The organism is Paracoccus pantotrophus, assembly GCF_008824185.1.
Taxonomy (GTDB): Bacteria; Pseudomonadota; Alphaproteobacteria; order Rhodobacterales; family Rhodobacteraceae; genus Paracoccus; species Paracoccus pantotrophus.
Window position 1 is genome coordinate 1,933,025 of record NZ_CP044426.1, and the last position, 19,407, is coordinate 1,952,431.

At 66.7% G+C, this 19,407-nt stretch carries 24 protein-coding genes; 19 read left to right on the plus strand and 5 right to left on the minus strand.

Annotation, left to right across the window (positions count from 1 at the left end; all coding sequences use genetic code 11):
- Nucleotides 1-136: 136 nt before the first annotated feature.
- Together ESD82_RS20055 and ESD82_RS20060 are read right to left on the minus strand one after the other, a co-directional pair.
- Entirely contained in the window at nucleotides 137-415 is a 279-nt protein-coding gene (locus tag ESD82_RS20055; RefSeq protein ID WP_147427517.1) for a hypothetical protein, read from the minus strand.
- A 16-nt stretch (nucleotides 416-431) separates the two neighbouring features.
- Complete coding sequence (locus ESD82_RS20060; RefSeq protein ID WP_147427516.1) at nucleotides 432-713, minus strand: hypothetical protein; 282 nt, start codon at nucleotides 711-713, stop codon at nucleotides 432-434.
- Between the two features lie 152 nt (nucleotides 714-865).
- Between ESD82_RS20060 and ESD82_RS20065 the strand changes: the two genes are divergently transcribed.
- From ESD82_RS20065 to ESD82_RS20120, 13 genes are all read left to right on the plus strand, one after another.
- Nucleotides 866-1,180: a helix-turn-helix domain-containing protein gene (locus tag ESD82_RS20065; protein ID WP_167521797.1), complete on the plus strand. Its 315-nt coding sequence runs from the start codon at nucleotides 866-868 to the stop codon at nucleotides 1,178-1,180.
- Between the two features lie 210 nt (nucleotides 1,181-1,390).
- Complete coding sequence (locus tag ESD82_RS20070; RefSeq protein ID WP_147427514.1) at nucleotides 1,391-1,579, plus strand: hypothetical protein; 189 nt, start codon at nucleotides 1,391-1,393, stop codon at nucleotides 1,577-1,579.
- Nucleotides 1,579-1,848, plus strand: a complete 270-nt coding sequence (locus ESD82_RS20075) for a hypothetical protein (RefSeq protein WP_147427513.1) — start codon at nucleotides 1,579-1,581, stop codon at nucleotides 1,846-1,848. The genes ESD82_RS20070 and ESD82_RS20075 overlap by 1 nt, the downstream gene beginning before the upstream one ends.
- Nucleotides 1,845-2,006 carry a hypothetical protein gene (locus ESD82_RS21915; RefSeq protein ID WP_155987255.1) on the plus strand — a complete coding sequence of 54 codons (162 nt, stop codon included), beginning with the start codon at nucleotides 1,845-1,847 and terminating at the stop codon, nucleotides 2,004-2,006. The genes ESD82_RS20075 and ESD82_RS21915 overlap by 4 nt, the downstream gene beginning before the upstream one ends.
- A gap of 137 nt (nucleotides 2,007-2,143) precedes the next feature.
- Complete coding sequence (locus ESD82_RS20080) at nucleotides 2,144-3,259, plus strand: DNA polymerase III subunit beta (RefSeq protein WP_147427512.1); 1,116 nt, start codon at nucleotides 2,144-2,146, stop codon at nucleotides 3,257-3,259.
- Nucleotides 3,260-3,263: 4 nt separating this feature from the next.
- On the plus strand, nucleotides 3,264-5,909 hold the full coding sequence (locus tag ESD82_RS20085; protein WP_147427511.1) for a DNA methyltransferase: 2,646 nt from the start codon (nucleotides 3,264-3,266) through the stop codon (nucleotides 5,907-5,909).
- Complete coding sequence (locus ESD82_RS20090) at nucleotides 5,909-6,337, plus strand: beta-sandwich lipoprotein (RefSeq protein WP_147427510.1); 429 nt, start codon at nucleotides 5,909-5,911, stop codon at nucleotides 6,335-6,337. The genes ESD82_RS20085 and ESD82_RS20090 overlap by 1 nt, the downstream gene beginning before the upstream one ends.
- On the plus strand, nucleotides 6,334-6,834 hold the full coding sequence (locus ESD82_RS20095) for a hypothetical protein (protein WP_147427509.1): 501 nt from the start codon (nucleotides 6,334-6,336) through the stop codon (nucleotides 6,832-6,834). The genes ESD82_RS20090 and ESD82_RS20095 overlap by 4 nt, the downstream gene beginning before the upstream one ends.
- Nucleotides 6,831-7,754 (plus strand): hypothetical protein, encoded by a 924-nt coding sequence (locus ESD82_RS20100; protein ID WP_147427508.1) that lies wholly within the window; start codon nucleotides 6,831-6,833, stop codon nucleotides 7,752-7,754. Before ESD82_RS20095 ends, ESD82_RS20100 begins: the two co-directional genes overlap by 4 nt.
- On the plus strand, nucleotides 7,747-7,944 hold the full coding sequence (locus tag ESD82_RS20105) for a hypothetical protein (protein ID WP_147427507.1): 198 nt from the start codon (nucleotides 7,747-7,749) through the stop codon (nucleotides 7,942-7,944). The genes ESD82_RS20100 and ESD82_RS20105 overlap by 8 nt, the downstream gene beginning before the upstream one ends.
- Before the next feature lie 67 nt (nucleotides 7,945-8,011).
- Entirely contained in the window at nucleotides 8,012-8,740 is a 729-nt protein-coding gene (locus ESD82_RS20110; RefSeq protein ID WP_028710560.1) for a hypothetical protein, read from the plus strand.
- Between the two features lie 43 nt (nucleotides 8,741-8,783).
- Nucleotides 8,784-9,092, plus strand: coding sequence for a hypothetical protein (locus ESD82_RS20115; RefSeq protein ID WP_028710559.1), 309 nt, complete (start codon nucleotides 8,784-8,786; stop codon nucleotides 9,090-9,092).
- A 198-nt stretch (nucleotides 9,093-9,290) separates the two neighbouring features.
- Nucleotides 9,291-10,361: a tyrosine-type recombinase/integrase gene (locus ESD82_RS20120; RefSeq protein ID WP_147427506.1), complete on the plus strand. Its 1,071-nt coding sequence runs from the start codon at nucleotides 9,291-9,293 to the stop codon at nucleotides 10,359-10,361.
- Nucleotides 10,362-10,587: 226 nt separating this feature from the next.
- Here the strand turns inward: ESD82_RS20120 and ychF are convergent, their stop codons facing one another.
- Entirely contained in the window at nucleotides 10,588-11,685 is a 1,098-nt protein-coding gene (gene ychF, locus ESD82_RS20125; protein WP_024845429.1) for a redox-regulated ATPase YchF, read from the minus strand.
- Between the two features lie 126 nt (nucleotides 11,686-11,811).
- On the opposite strand from ychF, the gene trpA reads away from it, so the two are divergent.
- The 4 genes from trpA to ESD82_RS20145 all read left to right on the plus strand — a co-directional run bounded on the left by trpA (nucleotide 11,812) and on the right by ESD82_RS20145 (nucleotide 15,726).
- Nucleotides 11,812-12,609, plus strand: coding sequence for a tryptophan synthase subunit alpha (gene trpA, locus ESD82_RS20130; protein ID WP_147427505.1), 798 nt, complete (start codon nucleotides 11,812-11,814; stop codon nucleotides 12,607-12,609).
- A 113-nt stretch (nucleotides 12,610-12,722) separates the two neighbouring features.
- Nucleotides 12,723-13,340, plus strand: coding sequence for a glutathione S-transferase family protein (locus ESD82_RS20135; RefSeq protein ID WP_024845431.1), 618 nt, complete (start codon nucleotides 12,723-12,725; stop codon nucleotides 13,338-13,340).
- Between the two features lie 13 nt (nucleotides 13,341-13,353).
- Nucleotides 13,354-14,883, plus strand: a complete 1,530-nt coding sequence (locus tag ESD82_RS20140) for a VOC family protein (RefSeq protein ID WP_147427504.1) — start codon at nucleotides 13,354-13,356, stop codon at nucleotides 14,881-14,883.
- Nucleotides 14,884-15,132: 249 nt separating this feature from the next.
- Nucleotides 15,133-15,726 (plus strand): NADPH-dependent FMN reductase, encoded by a 594-nt coding sequence (locus tag ESD82_RS20145; RefSeq protein ID WP_024845433.1) that lies wholly within the window; start codon nucleotides 15,133-15,135, stop codon nucleotides 15,724-15,726.
- Between the two features lie 31 nt (nucleotides 15,727-15,757).
- On the opposite strand, the gene ESD82_RS20150 is transcribed toward ESD82_RS20145, so the two are convergent.
- A complete protein-coding gene (locus ESD82_RS20150) occupies nucleotides 15,758-16,162 on the minus strand; it encodes a DUF1801 domain-containing protein (RefSeq protein WP_024845434.1) in 405 nt (134 codons plus the stop codon).
- A 152-nt stretch (nucleotides 16,163-16,314) separates the two neighbouring features.
- Nucleotides 16,315-17,259: a ring-cleaving dioxygenase gene (locus ESD82_RS20155; protein WP_024845435.1), complete on the minus strand. Its 945-nt coding sequence runs from the start codon at nucleotides 17,257-17,259 to the stop codon at nucleotides 16,315-16,317.
- Nucleotides 17,260-17,378: 119 nt separating this feature from the next.
- Between ESD82_RS20155 and ESD82_RS20160 the strand changes: the two genes are divergently transcribed.
- Together ESD82_RS20160 and ESD82_RS20165 are read left to right on the plus strand one after the other, a co-directional pair.
- Complete coding sequence (locus ESD82_RS20160; RefSeq protein ID WP_024845436.1) at nucleotides 17,379-18,353, plus strand: LysR family transcriptional regulator; 975 nt, start codon at nucleotides 17,379-17,381, stop codon at nucleotides 18,351-18,353.
- Nucleotides 18,354-18,364: 11 nt separating this feature from the next.
- Nucleotides 18,365-19,384, plus strand: a complete 1,020-nt coding sequence (locus tag ESD82_RS20165; protein WP_167521798.1) for an LLM class flavin-dependent oxidoreductase — start codon at nucleotides 18,365-18,367, stop codon at nucleotides 19,382-19,384.
- Nucleotides 19,385-19,407: the final 23 nt, after the last annotated feature.

Here is a 19,407-nt window from a genome sequence, read left to right on the forward strand (position 1 = left end):
CTCTCGGCCGGGCCAGCCGCAGGTTCCACGATCCCGGTCTAGTCCCGCCCGAGGCGGCCGGAATCGTGACGGGTGGACCAGGTGCTGCGCCCCGGCTGTCTCCCCCGCCCCGGGCAACCTGAAAGCCCGATCTCCATCACTGCCCCCACATGATTTCGGCGTAGCGGGGCAGCGTCTGCATGGCGAAATCCACCGCATCGCCGCAGGGTCGATGCGTGCCCTCGCGCCAGTTGCAGCCGGTCTGCTTGGTCACGCCGAAATGCTGGCCGCAGGCCTCGGCGGTGGCGAAGCTGACGATCATCAGCATCGACCAGCGCCGCAGGAAATCGTCGGTATCGCGCTGCGCGTGGACATGCGCACGGCGCCGGGCAGCCGCCGAGCGGCCGCGCCCGCCGACAGGAGCCGTGAAGGACATTTGCCGCGCGGGCAGGTCAGATCGTTTCCGATCCGGAACTTTGCAGATCAGGGACATGAGGATGCTCTTGGGGTTGTGCCGCCGTGGCGGCGGGTTGGGAGTTCACGGAGCCATCATGACCAGAGCGATCTGGTGCGTGATGAAGCATCGCGATGGCGCTCGCCGTCACCGGAAGAAGTCGCCACGAAGCAGCATTTACGATTGCTTGGTGGTATCTTGCCGCAATCGAACCCTGCTGCGCCCACTTGTGGACGCGGTCCAGGGTCATGACGAACCCTTGCCGCTCAAGATCCTCCATAAGATCCTTGCGAGACGGCCAGAGCGCGATCAGTTCGCGGACGGTGTTTGGCGAGTTGCTCATGCTGTAAGTTGGTAATGGAGATTATCTCCATTCGTCAACATGGAAATTTCTTCTATGGCGAAAATCTCCACAGGCACCATTGTGCACCAATGACCAACAAACTCCTAAACGCACTGATCAGTCGTGAAAGCACCCCCGCCAAGGTCGGGCCAAGGATCGAAGCGGTCCGAGAGGCGCTGGGGATGACCAAAGCGGACTTCGCAGACTCGCTGGAGTATGACCGCAGTTCCCTCACCAAAGTCGAAAAGGGAACCATGGGCTTGGATATCGCGGTAGGCGAACGAATCTCTGCGATCTATGGTGTTGGTCTGGATTTCATCTATCGCGGCGACCTGTCAGACCTGCCGTCTGACCTGCGCCCCAACGTAGTCCAGGAACTCGCAAGGCTCCGGAAGACACTGTAACAACGCGCAACTTTCCAACCAGTCAGCCTAGCCAAGATCAGCACAGCTAGAGTGCGCGCGTTGTAACTCATTCCAACCTCCCATCGCTTCAGCACCTAGGTTATGTTCTCCGTCTGTTCTGTAAATGGATTTTTTCTCCATTTTTATGTTGACAGTGGAACTTTAATCCATAGCTTTAGCCCCATCCACAACCCTTGGATGGAGCGCCTGATGCAACTCCCCTCCCTCACGTTGACCCCCTGCGCGGTCTCTGCGGCGCGCGCCATCATCTCCAATGCCGATCTGGCAGCCGACGCGCCCGAGAGCCTGCGGCGCCTCGCCTACATGGTCGCCGCCAGCGCGCATGGCGTGATGCAGCGGCAGCGCCATCGGCCGGCGAACACGCGGAAGGATGCGTGATGGCTGCCATCGCCAACATCGACTTCCAGCTCCGGGACTTCGCCCGCCGGGTGCCCGCCGAGCGAGACCGGCGCACCTGCGCCGCCTGCTGGTTCGTCCGCAGCCTGTTCATCGCCGGCATCGTCTTCTGGCTCATCCTTGCAGGCTTCGTGCTGTGGTCGTCTCTGCCCGATGTGGGCGCGATCCTGGACTTCCTGTCGCCGACGGCCGCGCAATCGCTGGACGCGGGCTGGGTGGCGCTGTCCGAGGGATCGGGGGACCGGCCGTGACGATCCTCGACCCGGAATTGATGGCCGCCCGTGCGCCGGCATTGATCGAAGAGAACCTGCGCCTGCGCGACCTGGTGCGGCGCATGGCCGACCAGCTGAGCCATCTTGGCAACACCGAACTGCTGGTCGAGGCCCGCAAGATTTTAGCCTCGGCCTGACCTGACGCCTTCACCTTCCCGAGTTCCTGCCCGCGCGACGCGCCTGTCCCGCCGGCATCACTGGCCCCCGGCTTCTGCTCGGGCCGGGGGCTTTTTTCTGCAATCCGGCCGGTTCGGCCAAAGTTTTTGAGGCCACCATGACCCTGATGGAGCCCATCAAGCCCGCCACCAGTGCCGGGATCACCTGCACCGTCGCGGATCTGCGCCGCGCGGTGATCGCCGCCGCCTCGATTGTCCAGCGGCGCAACACCATCCCGGTCCTCAGCTGCCTGCGGATCACCCCGCGCGACGGCCTGCTGGAGATCGAGGCCACCGACCTCGACAGTTGGCTGACGGTCGACTGCGATGCCACCTGCGCGGCGGCCGATCCGTTCCTGCTGGACGCTTTCGTGCTGCGCGCCCTGCTGGTCGGCGCCGAGACGAGTGACAGCATCAGCATCGACCGGGCCGCCGATATCGTGACCATGCGGATCGGCCCGACCACGATCCGGCTGCGGCTGCTGATCGATGCGGCCGACTGGCCGGCCGAGCCCGGCACCGACGGCATGATCTGGTCCGACGTGCCCGAAACCGCGCTGGCCAAGATGATCGACAGCGTCCGCTGGGCGATTTCGACCGAAGAGACGCGCTATTACCTGAACGGCATCTACATGCACGGCCGCGACAGGCGGTTGGCGGGGGCCGCGACGGATGGCCATCGGCTGGCCCTGTATCAGACCGATGCCGACTGGCCTCTGCCCGATCTGATCTTCCCGCGCCACTCGGTCGCGGCACTGCGCAGCCTTCTGACCGCCGGCGGCAACCGGCACATTCGCGTCGGCGGATCGACCAAGCCGGCCATGCGGCTTGTCGGCAGCGGCTGGACGCTGTTCGCCAAATGCATCGACGGCACCTATCCCGATTACACGCGGGTGATCCCGGTTCGCAGCGCAATGCGCGGGCATGCCGTCATCAACCGCGCGCTGCTGCGGCGCTTTCCGAACCCCAACGTGTTCCGCCACGTCCGCGATGGCATCAAGTTTGACCTGGAGAATCGCATAGCCAGCCTGTCGTCCGTCTCCTTCGGACCGGAAGTCGAGGCCAGGATTGAGGCCGACGGCGATTTCAGCATCGGCTTCAACCAGAGCTATGTTCGCGAGGCGGTGCAGAACTTTGGCACCGTGCGCATCGAAGCCAGCACCTCGCGCGACGCCGCCCTTCTTCTGACCGAGGATCCCGACCTGACCGTCGTCCTCATGCCGTTGAGGATGTGAGGCGATGAGACAGCAGCCCTCCTATGACGAGTTTCTGCGCGCCAAGGCCGCCATCGCGCCACGTTTTGGCGGCATGCAGGTGGATGAGGCGACGCTGAACCCGGCGCTGAAACCCCATACCCGCCGCATGGTGAGCTGGGGCCTGCAGGGTGGCCGTCGCGCCTGGTTCGCCAACTTCGGCCTGCACAAGACCGCGACGCAGCTGGAGGCGATGCGCGTTCTGACCGAGACGACGGGCCAGCCGACGCTGATCACCGCCCCGCTCGGGGTCCGCCGCGAGTTCATGCGCGAGGCGCAGGAGCGGTTCCGTGGCAGCTATGCCGTGGACCTGAAATTCATCCGCGACACCGACAAGGTGGACGGCCCGGGCATCTACCTGACCAATTACGAATCGGTGCGCGAGGGCAAGGTCGCCCCCGATCCGTTCATCGGCGTCAGCCTCGACGAGGCGGCGATCCTGCGCGGGTTCGGCGGCACCAAGACCTTCCGCGAGTTCATGGCGCTCTTTGCCGGCGACGACCGGCGCGACCAGTCGAACAGGGTCAAGACCGCCGGCGTGCCGTATCGCTTCGTTGCCACCGCCACGCCCAGCCCGAACGATTATATCGAGTTGCTGTCCTATGCCGGCTTCCTCGACGTGATGGATATCGGCCAGGCCAAGACCCGGTTCTTCAAACGCAACTCGGAAAAGGCCGACCAGCTGACCCTGATGCAGCACAAGGAACGCGAGTTCTGGCTGTGGGTCGCATCCTGGGCGCTGTTCGTCACCAAGCCCAGCGATCTGGACCCGTCGTTTTCGGACGAGGGCTATGACCTGCCGCCGCTCGACGTGCGCTGGCACGAGCTGCCGGTCGATCACCTGGCCGGCTCCGCCATCGAGAAGAGCGGCCAGAAGCGCATGTTCAAGGACGCGACGGCGGACCTCTCGGCCGCGGCGCGCGAAAAGCGCGAGAGCCTGCCGGCGCGGGTCGAGAAGATGATGGAGATCCGGGCCGAGGACCCGGCCGCGCACCGGATCATCTGGCACGACCTCGAGGCCGAGCGCGCGGCGCTGGAGAAGGCGATCCCGACCATCGCCACCGTGTATGGTTCGCAAGACCTCGATCAGCGCGAGGAGCTGATCGGCGATTTCGCCGACGGCCGGGTGCGGGAACTGGGCGCCAAGCCGGTGATGCTCGGCTCGGGCACCAACCTGCAGCGGCACTGCGCCTGGTCGGTGTTTCTCGGGATCGGGTTCAAGTTCAACGACTTCATCCAGGCGGTCCATCGCCTGCGGCGCTTCGGCCAGACCGCCGACAGCGTGCGGCTCGACCTGATCTACACCGAGGCTGAACGCGAAATCCGCCGCTCGCTGGAGCGGAAGTGGCGTCAGCACAACGAGATGGTTCAGAAAATGATCGACATCATCAAGGAATTCGGCCTGTCCGAGGTCGCGATGCAGCAGGCGCTGGTGCGCGCCCTGGGCGTCGAGCGGGTCGAGGCCTCGGGCCCCGATTACCGCTGCGTGCACAACGATTGCGTGGCCGAGACCCGCAGCATGCCCGATGCCTCGGTGCAGCTGATCGTCACGTCGATCCCGTTCAGCACCCAGTATGAGTATTCCCCGAACTATGCGGATTTCGGCCATACCGACGACGATCCGCATTTCTGGCAGCAGATGGGGTTCCTGATCCCCGAGCTTCTGCGGGTGCTGGAGCCGGGCCGGATCTGCGCGATCCACGTCAAGGACCGGATCATCCCCGGGGGCATCAACGGCTTCGGTTTCCAGACCCTCTCGACCCAGCACATGGATTGCGTGCGCGAATTCCAGCGCCATGGCTTCGCCTATCTCGGCATGAAAACCATCACGACGGACGTGGTGCGCGAGAACAACCAGACCTATCGCCTGGGCTGGTCGGAACAGTGCAAGGACGGCTCGCGCATGGGCTGCGGCGTGCCGGAATACCTGCTGATCTTCCGTCGGCCGCCCAGCGACACCAGCAACGGCTACGCCGACCGGCCGGTGAAGAAGGCCAAGAAGGAATGGGACCCCGAGGCCAAGAACTGGAAGCACGAGCTGGGCTATAGCCGGGCCCGCTGGCAGATCGATGCGCATGGCTACATGCGGTCGAATGGCGACCGGACCCTGCTGCCCGAAGAGCTGGAGGGGCTGGACGCCGATCAAGTCTACAAGGTCTGGAAGGCCTACAACCTTCAGCAGGTCTACGATTTCGAGCACCACGTCCAGATCGGCGAGGCGCTCGAGGTGAAGGGCCGGCTGCCGCCGACCTTCATGCTGCTGCCCCCCCACAGCGCGCATCCCGACGTCTGGACCGATGTCGCGCGCATGATGACCATCAACGCCGAGCAGGCGCGCAAGGGCAACGAGATGCACCTGTGCCCGCTGCAATACGACATCGTGGACCGGGCCATCGCCCAATACACAGAGCCGGGCGAATGGGTCTACGACCCGTTCGGCGGGCTCATGACCGTGCCCTTCCGCGCCGTGAAGCTCGGCCGCAAGGGCATCGGGGTCGAGCTGAATAAGGGCTACTGGCTCGACGGCTGCAAATACGTCGAAGCCGCCTCGCGCGAGGCCGGCATGCCCAGTCTTTTTGACCTGCTCGACGCCGATCAACCCGAAAACCAGAAACTGCGGAGGACCGCGTGATGAAGAAACTGTTTCTTATCCCCGCCCTGTGCCTGCCCTTGATGGCGGGGCAGTGCGAAGACGATGCGACAATTGCCGCGCGGAACGTCTCCAAGGCCGCCGACAATTTCGAGATCAGCCGCCGCGTCGTGTTCTACAACGGCGTCACCGACAGCTACATCCTGACGGTCGAAGGCCGCTGCTCGATGGACCTGAACAGAGCCGGCACCGCGTTCAACGTCATCTGCAAGACCGGGCCGAGCGATTACAAGCGCCACACCCTGGTGCTGTCGGACAACACCAGCGCCTTCGTGGAGCAGCTGGAGCCGGCCACGGTCAGCGCCTACCACTACCGCGTCACCTTCAAGCCGCAGTCGATCATCCCTGACGTGGATTTCCGCGGCGATGCGGGCGAACTGGTCACCAATTCCAGCGAGGCCATGCAATGAGCACCGATTCCTATGACTGCACCTCGGCCGATGTGCCGTGGGAATGGTGGGCCGGCAAGGACGAGGAATATTTCACAATCGGCCCCCGCGCGACGCGAGAACAGGCGATCCAGGAGGCTATCGATGACGGCATTTGCGAGTGGCCTGTCGACGGGAGCGATCCAGAGGAATGGGAACACCGCATCTGCCTGATCGAAGCCCAGCAGGCGCCGCTGCGCCTGGCGGACTGGATCGACGCCGACACGGTGCTTGAGCGTGCCGACGAATCTGTTTCCGACAGCAACCGCGCCACGGAATACGACGAAGGTCCTTGGTTCGAAGCCACGCCAGAGCAAGAGGCCGACCTGGTCGCCAGACTGCGGCGCGCCTGCGACGAATGGCAGGCCGCGCACAAGTTGACCTTCAACGCACAGTCGTTCAGCGCCGTGCGCACCCGTGATTTTGTCGTTGTCCCGGCCGGGCGTGGCGAGATGCCCGAGGAAGGCGGTGCAGCATGACCGGCCCCATCGTTTCCGTCGAGATCGGCCGCAGCACCTGGCAGGGCTTCGCCGAGGATGCGCCGCTGCGGGCGGCGCCCATCACTATGACGTATCGCAACTATCGAGGGGAGGTGGACAATCGCACGGTGCTGCCGATCCGGGTCTGGTTTGGGAGCACCGATTGGCATCCCGAACCGGGTTGGCTCTTGTCGGCCTATGACCTGGCCAAGGATGCGCACCGGGATTTCGCGCTGGCCGATTGCCAGTTCGCCGACCTCTGCGCCTCGGGGCAGGTGCGGGCGCTGTGGCCGCGATGGCGTGAAATGCTGCTCGATGAAAGCCCAATTCCCGGAGCCGCGATCCAGGAGATGGACGAGGTATTCGCAGCCCTGACGCCAGACCCGCAGCCCGAGGGGCAGGACGCGCTCAAGATCAGCCCGGAATATCAAGCCTTGTTTGACGAGGTGAAGCAGCGCGCGCAGCCCGAGGAGGATTTCCCGCAACCGAGCCGAAAGGATGGCAGAGAACCCTGCGGAGAATGCCGCCTGCCTGCTGGCGAGACCTGCGACATTTGCGGCGCGATCTCTCGAGTGCCCGCGCCCTCTGCCGGAACCCCGACCGCGCAAGAGGCGGTGCCGGTGGGGTGGATTACGGACAAGACGCTGCACACGCTTCTATCCGAAACCTCCGGCATTTTCAGGATCAACCACGGCAAACGCCGTGGCACCGAATGTCCTGTCCCGATCTATATCCACCCGCCCCAGCCCAGCGAGACGGTCGCGGAGGCGGCAACCCATGCGCTCGATGCATGCCGCATCATCGACGCGGCAGTTTTGGAAGGGCACGACAACGTCAGCGACCTGATCTGTCATCTGCTTGAGGCCGTCGAACCGGCCCGCGCCGCCCTGCGCGCCCTGAAAGGAGGCGCCCATGGCTGACCAGATCCTCCCCATCATCCACCGTGGCATCGCGATCCGTCAGGCCGAGGTGCCGGGTGCGCCCTTCGAATGGACGCACGAGGAGACCGATGCGCACGGCATGGCCCCGACGCTCGACGAGGCCAAGCGGCAGATCAATACCCACCTGGGCGGGCCTGATCCGGACTGCCGGCCGGAGGAGGGAGAATGACCTTCCACCCGCACCTCCCCCTGATCATTGACAGCTTAGCCGGCGGCGGGGCTTCGGAGGGCTTGGCATGACGACTCCCCTCCGTGTCGGCGTCCTGTGCGAGACCTCGGGCGCCATGCGCCGCGCCTTCGCCGCCCTCGGGCATGATGCCACATCCGTTGATCGTCTGCCGGCCGAGGACGGCAGCAACCATCACATCATCGGCGACGTGCGGGACTACCTCGACTATGGCTGGGACCTGCTGATCGTCTGCCACCCGCCCTGCACGCGCCTGTGCAACAGCGGCGTGCGCTGGCTGTCGGACCCGCCGAAGAACCCGCCCGACGATGCGACCCCGGCCGAGAAGGTGGCATGGCCGATCCTGCCGCGCGAAGCGCGGCTGGCCATCATGTGGCGGCTGCTGGACGAAGGCGCCGAACTGTTCGCTGCCTGCTGGCAGGCCCCGGTCGCGCGCGTGGCGGTCGAAAACCCGGTCATGCACAAGCACGGCCGCGCCCGGATGCCGGCGGATTTGCCCAAGCCCCAGATCGTCCAGCCCTGGTGGTTTGGCGAGCCGGCCTTCAAGGCGACCGGTTTCTACCTGCGCGGGCTGCCGCCGCTGACCGCGACGAAGCGGCTGATCCCGCCCAAGGCCTCGACCGAGCCGGAGCGGCACAAAGCATGGTCGGCAATCCACCGGGCCAGCCCGGGCCCCGACCGATGGAAAATCCGTAGCAGGACGTTCGAAGGCATCGCCCGTGCCTGCGCAGAGCAATGGGGCGGATACGCCCTCGATCAGATCAGGAGGATGGCGTGATGGGCCATCAGCCGATGAACAGAACTGACACAAGAGGTTGAAAATGAAGAACTCCGAAGGACGCCTGGGGGAATTTGAGCGGCATCTAACCGGCGGATTTGAGCACGGGAAGCTGATGTTCCTGGAGAACAGCGACCCGAGCATAGGCACCGAGTTGGTCTTGTTTTTCATGGACGTCGAATATGATCCGGTTCGGGTCACGTTCGACTGGGAAGGCATGGCGAGTATCCATGCCGATGGTCACGAATGGCACATGCTTTCAGCCGAACAGCTCATGATGCTTTCCGACATGTGCAAGGAGGCGGTGAGAATGTGGGGGGAGTGGAATGAAGAGCACCAGGACGATGGATGATCCCGCCGTTGCCGAAGATCTCCTCACGACAGACGAGGCGCTGGATTTCCTGCGGCGCAGGAAGATATTCACCAGCCGCAGCGGCCTTGACAGGGCCTATCATGAGGGCAGGCTGGCGCGGGTGGCCGCGCACGGCCGCGTCCGAATCCTCTACCGGCCCAGAGACCTTCTGGACGCCTTCCTGATCGGTGAACAGAAATGCCTCTCAAGCTCATCAAGCGTGGTGAAATCTGGTATATCCGCGGCACCGTCGCTGGACAGCGCGTTTACGAGAGCACTCGAATTGGCGACAAGCGCCAGGCGGAAATCCTCCGCGCGCGGCGCGAAGCCGAGATCATCGAACGTCGTGCATATGGCAAGGCCGTAACCTATACCTTCGCCGAGGCCGCGCTGGCCTATATGGAATCGGGCGGCGAGGGGAAGTATCTGGCGCGGATCATCAAGCACTTCGGCCCGCGCTGGCGCCTGGTCGATACCGACAACGATGCCGTCAGCCGCGCGGCGGCCGCGCTCTACCCGGATGCGGGCCCGGCGACGATCAATCGCCAGCTCATCACACCGATCAGCGCCGTCTACCGGCTGGCAGCCGAGGACGGCAAGGTTCCGGATCGCAGGTTCAGGCGCCGCAAGGAGCCCGGGACCCGGTTGCGCTGGTTGACGCCCGAGGAGGTCGAGGCCCTGCTGGCGGCCTGCGACAGGCGGCTCCTGCCCATCGTGGCGTTCCTGCTCGGGACGGGCTGCCGGACCGGCGAGGCATTGGGGCTGACCGTGCAGCACCTGCATCTCGACACCTGCGAGGCCTATGTCGGCGCGACCAAGAACGGCGACGGCAAGATGGTGCAATACCCCGGCAGGACGCGCCGCATCATGGTCGCCAGCGGACTACCCGAGGCCGGTGCTGTGTTTCGCACGCCGAAGGGCAAGCCCTATCGCCTCACCAATTCCAGCGGATCGCGCCTCGGCGGTCAGATCAAGGGCGCATTCGACAAGGCGCGGGATGCAGCCGGACTCGGGGAAGATGTGACCCCGCACACGCTGCGCCACACCTTTGCGACCTGGCACTATGCGGTGAACCGCGACCTGATCCTGCTGATGGAACGAGGCGGCTGGCGCAAACCGGATATGGCGATCGGCTACACCAAGCTTGCGCCGGCAGACCTGCCGCGTCGGCTGTTCGAGCACGGATGGGACTTCCGTGCAAATCCCGTGCAGGACGCTGCATTGCCCGATAATTTCGGAAAGAAAATCAAAATCATGCGGGAAGTGTAAGGAAACTTAGCAGGGGTGTGCCTTCGACCACTCGGCCACGTCTCCGCCGCCTCGTATATGGATCAGGAGCCGCGGAAACAAGGGGTATTTCGCAGCCGCGACAAGATGGCGGAACTGGGCAACTTCCCCTGGTTTTCACGGCATCTGCCGCCCGCGAAACCCTGCCGGCCCCGCAAGACCAGAAGGCCGGGAGGCCGGGAGGCCGGGAGGCCGGGAATCCTTCCGGTCAGGCGTTGAACAGGAAATGCAGCACGTCGCCGTCCTGCACCACGTAGGACTTGCCCTCGACGCGGAACTTGCCGGCCTCGCGCGCGCCGGCCTCGCCTTTGTACGCCACGTAATCGTCATAGGCGATGGTCTCGGCGCGGATGAAGCCGCGCTCGAAATCGCCATGGATCACGCCCGCCGCCGCCGGGGCCAGCGTGCCCTTGTGGATGGTCCAGGCGCGGGCCTCCTTGGGACCGACGGTGAAATAGGTCTCCAGGCCCAGAAGCTTGTAGCCCTCGCGGATCAGCCGGTCGAGGCCGGCCTCGTGCAGGCCCATCTCCTCGAGGAACATCGTCGCTTCCTCGGCGGGAAGCTGGCTGATCTCCTCCTCGATCCTGGCCGAGATCACCACATGGCCGGCACCCTGCTCGGCCGCCATCTGCGCCACGCGCTCGGACTGGCTGTTGCCGGTGGCGGCCTTGTCTTCCTCGACATTGCAGACGAACAGCACCGGCTTGGCGGTCAGCAGCTGCAGCATGTCCCAGGCCTTGCGGTCCTCGTCCGCGACTTCGACGGTGCGGGCGGGGCGGCCGGATTCCAGCGCGGCCTGCGCGGCCTTGAGCAGCTTTTCCTGCGCCACCGCCTCCTTGTCGCCGCCCTTCAGCTTGCGCTGGATATTGGCCAGCCGGCGCTCGATGGATTCCAGGTCGGCGATCATCAGCTCGGTCTCGATGGTCTCGGCATCGGCGATGGGATCGACGCGGCCCTCGACATGGGTGACATCGCCATCCTCGAAACAGCGCAGGACATGGGCGATGGCGTCCACTTCGCGGATATTGGCCAGGAACTGGTTGCCCAAGCCTTCGCCCTTGCTCGCGCCCTTCACCAGCCCGGCAATGTCGACGAAGGTGATGCGGGTCGGGATGATCTGCTTGCTGCCCGCGATCCCGGCCAGCTTGTCCAGCCGCGGATCGGGCACCGCGACCTCGCCCACATTCGGCTCGATGGTGCAGAAGGGAAAGTTCGCAGCCTGCGCGGCGGCGGTTTTCGTCAGCGCGTTGAACAGCGTCGATTTGCCCACGTTCGGCAGGCCGACGATCCCCATGCGAAAGCCCATGATGCACCCCTTTTCCCGGATTTCCGCGCTTATTATGGGGCGATGACGCGCAAGTCCAGTGGCGGGCCGTTGATCTTGCCCCTCAAGCCGGGCTAGGGCTGGGCGGACCATGAGGGAACGGGGCGCATGAGCAGAATCGACGACACTTTCGCGCGGCTGGCCAAGACGGACGGCAAGGCCTTCGTCGCCTATATGATGGGCTGCGACCCGGATTTCGACACCTCGCTGCAGATCATGCGCGGCCTGCCCGGCGCCGGCGTGGACATCATCGAGCTGGGCATGCCCTTCACCGACCCGATGGCCGACGGCGCCACGATCCAGGCGGCGGGCCAGCGCGCGCTGGCGGCCGGTGGCAGCGTGACCCGCGTGCTGGACATGGTGCGCGCCTTTCGCGCCGATGACGACGCCACGCCGATCGTGCTGATGGGCTATTACAACCCGATCTATGCCCGCGCGGGCGGTGTCGACCGCTTCCTGTCCGAGGCCGCCGCGGCCGGCGTGGACGGGCTGATCGTCGTGGACCTGCCGCCCGAGGAGGATGCCGAGCTGTGCCTGCCGGCGCGCGAGGCCGGCCTGAACTTCATCCGCCTGGCGACGCCGACCACCGATGACCGCCGCCTGCCCGCCGTGGTGCAGAACACCTCGGGCTTCGTCTATTACGTCAGCGTCACCGGCATCACCGGCGGTCCTGCGGCGAACGCGGCCGAGGTCGCGCCCGAGGTGGCCCGCATCCGCGCCAGCGCGAAACTGCCGGTCGTCGTCGGCTTCGGCATCTCGACCCCCGAGGCTGCGCAGGCGGTGGCGGGCGTGGCCGATGGCTGCGTCGTGGGTTCGGCCATCGTCAAGCTGATCGGCGAGGGCCGGCCGGTGCCTGAGATCCTGGCCTTCGTCGCCGACCTGGCGCGGGGCGCGCACAGCGCCTGAACCGATCCTCCGCCCGGCGCGTTCGATGATGCAGAACGCCGCGTTCCCGCCTTTGCCGGTGGGGGAAACGCGGCGCGGCGCTATCTTGGACGCATCGCAAGACGGAGGATTTCATGCCCACCCTGTTCTACCATGCCGGCGCCTGCTCGCTCGCGCCCCATATCGTGCTGGAATGGACCCGCGCGCCCTATCAGGCGGTGGCGGTCGAATTCGGCTCGGCCGAACTGCTGGCGGTGAACCCGGCCGGCGCCGTGCCGGTGCTGCGCGAGGATGACGGCTGGACCCTGACCCAGGCGGGCGCGATCCTGCACCACCTGGCGCGCAAGCATCCCGAGGCCGACCTGGCCGGCGGCGACGGCCTGCGGGCGCAGGCGGAACTCGACCGCTGGTCGAGCTTCTTCACCGGCGACCTGCATCCGGCCTTCTTCCCGCTGTTCACGCCGCAACGCTATACCACCCGCCGCGATGAGGCCGACCGCGAGGCGGTGCAGGAGGCCGCGCGCAAGCTGGTCCGCAAGCGGCTGGCGCTGCTGGACGCGCATCTGGATGGCCGCGACTGGATCCTGGGCCGCCGCTCGGTGATCGACGCCTATGCCTTTCCGATGCTGCGTTGGGCGGCGAAGCTGCTGCCCGAGGGAACCGATGGCTGGGCCAATGTGCAGGCCCTGCATGACCGCATCGCGGCCGATCCGGCCGTGCAGACCGTCCTTGCCCGCGAAGAGGGCGCATAAAGGGGAAAAAATCATGCCCACCGGCATCCATCACGTCACCGGCATTACCCGCCGGGTGCAGGCCAATGTCGATTTCTACGCCGGCTTCCTGGGCCTGCGCCTGGTCAAGCGCACCGGCGGCTTCGAGGATGCCGAGCAATTGCACCTGTTCTATGGCGACGCGCTCGGCTCGCCCGGCTCGCTCGTCACCTTCCTGGTCTGGGAGGACGGGGCGCCGGGCCGGGTCGGCCATGGCCAGGTGGCGGAAATCGCGCTGGCCGTGCCGCCCGCCAGCATCGGCGACTGGCTGACCCGCGCCATGACCGCGCGCGTGCCGGTCGAGGGGCCGCTGCGCGAGCGGGGCGAGACGGTGCTGCGGCTGAAGGATCCCGACGGCGTGATCGTCAAGCTGGTGGGGGCGGACCTGCCCGCCACGGCCCCCTTGCCCGATCCGATCGCGCCGACGCGGCTGCGCGGCGTCACCATCCTGACCGAACAGCCCGCAGCGACGCGGGATTTCCTGACCCGCTTCGGCTATCGCCCCGGCTCGACCGAGGGCGCGGCGCAGCGCATGGAATCGGACACGGATGTCGTCGACATCCGCGATGCGACCGGCTTCTTTCCGGGCATTCCCGGTACCGGCATCCTGGATCACGTCGCCTTCCGGGCGCCGGACGCCGATGCCGTGCGCCGGATGCGGCTGGCGCTGAAGGATACCGACGCGACCAGCGTGCATGACCGGAAATATTTCCTGTCGCTCTATGTGCGCGAGCCGGCGGGAACGCTGCTGGAATATGCCACCGACGCCCCCGGGTTCACCGTGGACGAGGCGGCCGAGCACCTGGGCGAGACGCTGTTCGTCCCGCCCCATGACGCGGCCCGCGCCGAGGACCTGCGCGTGATCCTGCCGCAATTCGCCCTGCCGGGCGAGGAAAGGAGCCCGATGCGCGAGTTGCATTTCATCCACCGCTTCCACCGGCCGGAAAACCCGGACGGCAGCACCATCGTCCTGCTGCACGGCACCGGCGGCAACGAATCCGACCTGATGCCGCTGGCGCATCGGATCGCGCCGAACGCCACGCTGCTGGGCGTCCGCGGCCGCTCGACCGAGGAAGGCATCAATCGCTGGTTCCGCCGCTATGACGCGGTGACCTATGACCAAGAGGACATCCGCGCCGAGGTCGAGGCCTTTGCCGGCTTCATCGCCGAGGCGGCGCGGGCCTACGGCCTGGACCCCGCGGCGCTGACCTATCTGGGCTATTCCAACGGCGCGAACCTGCTGGGCGCGGTCATGCAGCTGCATCCCGGCCTGATCGGCCGGGCGGTTCTGCTGCGCGCCGTGCAGGTGCTGGAGGAGCCGCCGGCGCTGGAGACGCAGGCCCTGGCCGGCAGCCGGGTGCTGATGCTGACCGGCGCCCGCGATCCCTTTGCCCGCATGGCCCCGGCGCTGGAGCGCGCCCTGCAGGACGGCGGCACGGCGCTGGAGGCGCGCACGCTCGATGCCGGGCACGAGCTTCGGCCCGAGGATGCGTCGCTGACCGCTGGGTGGCTGGGTCACGGCTGAGGGCCGGACCGGCAGCGCGGCGCCCCTCCGCGCTGCCGCATGGGTATTTGTAGAACAGAGAAGATGGACAGGCGGGTCGCGAGGCCCGCCTGTCCTTTCGTGATTCCGGGCGATGTGTTTCCGATTCCCGAACGCCGTTTCCGATTCCGGTTGGCTTGCCCGAAAGCCTGGCAAAGGCCAGTTTGAGGCCGACGCATTCAACCGGAAGGGCCGCGCCCGGCCCGCCAAATCATGACGAAGGATCAGATCATGACCCAGAAACCGCATATCGCCATCATCATCGGCGCGACCCGCGCCGCGCGCTTTGCCGACAAACCCGCAGCCTGGCTGCTGGAAAACGCGCAAAAGCGCGAGGACATGAGCTTCGAGCTGGTGGACCTGCGCGACTACGACCTGCCGCTGTTCGACGAGGTCGCCTCGAACCTCTGGGTGCCGTCGCAGGATCCGCGGGCGGTGAAATGGCAGCAGAAGCTGGCCGGGTTCGACGGATTTATCTTCCTGACCTCGGAATACAACCATTCGGTCAGCGGCGCGCTGAAGAACGCGCTGGACCAGGCCTACAAGGAATGGAACCACAAGCCGGCGGCGGCCATGGGCTATGGCGGCGTCGGCGCCGCCCGCGCCATCGAGCACCTGCGCGGCATCGCTGTCGAACTGCAGATGGTGCCGCTGCGCAATGCCGTGCATCTGGGCGGCGGCGATTTCTTCAAGGTCTCGCCGCTGGGCGCCAATGGCGAGATGGCCGAGGTCGAGGCGAACCTGCTGCCGGCGCTGAACGCCATGCTGGACGAATTGCTCTGGTGGGCCGAGGCGACCATGGCGCAGCGCGCCAGGACCGCCTGAAGCAATCAGCTCAGCCGGCAGGACGGGGCGGTCATTTCGACCGCCCCTTTTTCTTGCTGGCCGTGTTCAGCGCCACGGCGGCGCGGATCAGCGCCTTCAGCGCCCCGGCATCGATCCGCTCGCCCTCGCGCAGGTCGATGGCGCGGCGGGTATTGCCATCCAGGCTGGCGTTGAACAGGCCCGCGGGATCTTCCAGCGCCGCGCCCTTGGCGAAGGTCATCTTCACCACCTGCTTGTAGGTCTCGCCGGTGCAGATGATGCCGTCATGCGACCAGACCGGCACGCCGCGCCATTTCCATTCCTCGACCACCTCGGGATCGGCCTCGTGGATCAGGGCGCGCAGCCGCGCCAGGGTCTCGCCGCGCCAATCGCCCAGTTCCTTGATCCGCGCATCGATCAGCTGCGAGGCGGGCTGTTCCGTTGCCGGCTGGCTCATGCCGTGTCGCTCCCTTCCGTCCTGCCGCGGTCAGGAGCATGGGGCGAAATCGCCGATGCGGCAACAGGCCCGCCGGCTGCGGGCGGATTCCCGCGCGCATGAAAAAGGCCGCCGGATCGTTCCGGCGGCCTTTCCTTTCGGTTCGGCAGGGCTCAGTCCAGCGGCTTCAGCCGCGCCTCGATCTGCGCGCGCTGCCCTTCCAGGAAGGGCGGCAGCGACAGCGTCTCGCCTAGGCTCTCCAGCGGCTCGTCCACGGCGAAGCCGGGATCGTCGCTGGCGATCTCGAACAGGTTGCCGCCCGGCTCGCGGAAATAGAGCGAGCGGAAATAGTAGCGTTCGACCTCGCCCGAATTGGGCACCCGCATCCCGCTCAGCCGCCTGGCCCATTCGTGAATGGCCGGCTTGTCGGGCACGCGGAAGGCGACGTGATGCACCCCGCCCGCGCCCTGGCGCGCCGTGGGCAGGTCGGGCTGGACCGCGACATGCAGCTCGGCCGCGGGGCCGCCCTGGCCCATCTCGTAGACATGGACCGTGCCGTGCCCGTCGGGGCTGGCATAGTCGCGGACCTTGCGCAGGCCCATCACCTGGGTCAGCACCAACTCGGTCGGGGCCAGGTCCGGCACCGAGATGGTGATCGGCCCCAGCCCGTGGATCTGGTGCTGCACCGGCACCGGGCTTTTCGCCCAGGGCGCGGGCTCGGCATCGGGCGCGTCCGCGGTCAGGCGGAAACGCTGGCCCTCGGGATCCTCGAAATCGAGGCTGGCGCGGGTGTCGATCTCGGCGATCCGCCCCACGGTCAGGCCGCGGTCCCGAAGCCGCCCGGCCCAGTAGTCGAGGCTGTCGCCCGCGACCCGCAGCCCGGTGCGGCTGATCGAATGGGTGCCGCGCCGCTCGGGCGCCGCCGGCCAGTCGAAGAAGGTCAGGTCGGTCCCGGGCCGGGCCAGCCCGTCGGCATAGAACAGGTGATAGGCGCTGGTGTCGTCCTGGTTGACGGTCTTCTTGACCAGCCGCAGCCCCAACGTGTCGGTATAGAACCGCTTGTTGCCGGGCGCATCGGCGGTGATTGCCGTCAGGTGGTGAATTCCGGTCAGCTCCATGATGGGCCTCCTTTCTCTTGGCATCAATATCGGGCATCGCGGCCGTTTCCGCCACCGGAGCGGCCGCGAACCTTGCGTTCGCCGATTGCGAACGGCGCGGGACCGGGTAAGCTTGGGCCATGCGTTACGACCTGAACGATCTGGAAACCTTCCTGACGGTGATGGAGCTGGGCACCGTCACCGCCGCCGCCGCGCGGCTGAACCTGTCGAAATCCGTGGTCAGCAAGCGCATCACCGACCTGGAGGCGACGCTGGGCGCGGCGCTGTTTCGCCGCAATGCCGGCCGCATCACCCCCACCGAGGCGGCGCTGCGCCTGGCCGAGCGGCTGCGTCCCGCGCTGGCCGAACTGGTCGCGGCCGCCGAAAGCACCGCCTGGGACATGGACGGGCTGGCACCCCTGCGCGGCAGCCTGGCCATCGCCGCGCCGATGAGCTTTGGTGTGATGCATCTGGGGCCGATCATCGCCCGCTTCGCCGCCCAAAACCCCGAGCTGGAGATCCGCGTCGATTACGACGACCGCAGCCGCGACCTGGCGCGCGAGGGCTTCGACATCGGCATCCGCATCGGCAAGATGCGCGACAAGGCGCTGATGCAGCGCAAGCTGTGCGAGGATGCCAGCATCGCCTGCGCCAGCCCCGCCTATCTGGACCGCAGGGGCCGCCCGCAGACCCTGGCCGACCTGCGCGAGCATGAGGTGATCGGCTACAGCCACCTGCCGATGAGCCAGCTGTGGCAGTTCCAGGATCGCGACCGCTTCGTTTCGCCCTTCGTCCAGGGGCGGCTGTCGATGAACAACGGCGAGGCGATCCGCGACATGGCCATCGCGGGGCTGGGGCTGGCCATCCTGCCCGGATTCATCGTCGCGCCGGCGCTGGCCGAGGGGCGGCTGGAGCGGGTGCTGACCGGCTTCGGCACCAGGCCGCTGCCCATCGTCGCGGTCTGGCCGCCGGTCCTGCCCATGCCGGCCAAGCTGCGCCGCTTCATTGACCATCTGGCCGCGGAACTGCACAGCCCGGCATGGCAGGCAGGCTGGGCATCCGCCCGTCCCGACCCCATATCCCGGGAACCCGCAGCCCCAAAGGTCGCCCCGTGATGAGACATGGCGTGAAGAAGATCGGTTTTCTGTCCTTCGGCCATTGGTCGGACGAGCCCGCCTCGCAGGCCCGCAGCGCCCAGGACACGCTGCTGCAATCCATCGAGCTGGCCGTCGCGGCCGAGGAACTGGGCGCGGACGGCGCCTATTTCCGCGTCCATCACTATGCCCGCCAGCTGGCCTCGCCCTTCCCGCTGCTGGCGGCGGTGGGGGCGCGCACCAGCCGCATCGAGATCGGCACCGCCGTCATCGACATGCGCTATGAAAACCCGCTCTACATGGCCGAGGATGCCGGAGCGGCCGACCTGATCGCGCAGGGGCGGCTGCAGCTTGGCATCTCGCGCGGCTCGCCCGAGCAGGTGATCGAGGGCTGGCGCTATTTCGGCTATTCCCCGGCCGAGGGCGAAAGCGATGCCGACATGGCGCGGCGCCATGCCGAGGTGTTCCTGAACGTGATCGAGGGGCATGGCTTCGCCCGGCCGAACCCGCGGCCGATGTTCCCGAACCCGCCCGGCCTGCTGCGGATCGAGCCGCATTCGCCCGGCCTGCGCCAGCGGATCTGGTGGGGCGCGGCCTCGAACGACACCGCCCGCTGGGCGGCGCGGCTGGGCATGCATCTGCAAAGCTCGACGCTCAAGACGGACGAGAACGGCAAGCCCTTCCACGTCCAGCAGGCCGAGCAGATCCGCGCCTATCGCGGGGCATGGGCGGCGGCAGGGCATGGGCGCGAGCCGCGGGTTTCGGTCAGCCGCTCGATCTTTCCGCTGATGGATGACCGCGACCGGATGTATTTCGGTCATGGCGGCAAGGAGGCCGACCAGATCGGCTTCATCGAGAAGACCCGCTCGATCTTCGGCCGCGGCTATACCGCCGAGCCGGACCGGCTGGTCGAGGAACTGCGCGAGGACGAGGCCATCGCCGAGGCCGACACGCTGCTCTTGACCGTGCCGAACCAGCTGGGCGTCGATTACAACGCCCATGTGATCGAGGCGGTGCTGAAACACGTTGCCCCCGCGCTTGGCTGGCGCTGAGCGGGGGGCTTTGTGATCGCGGG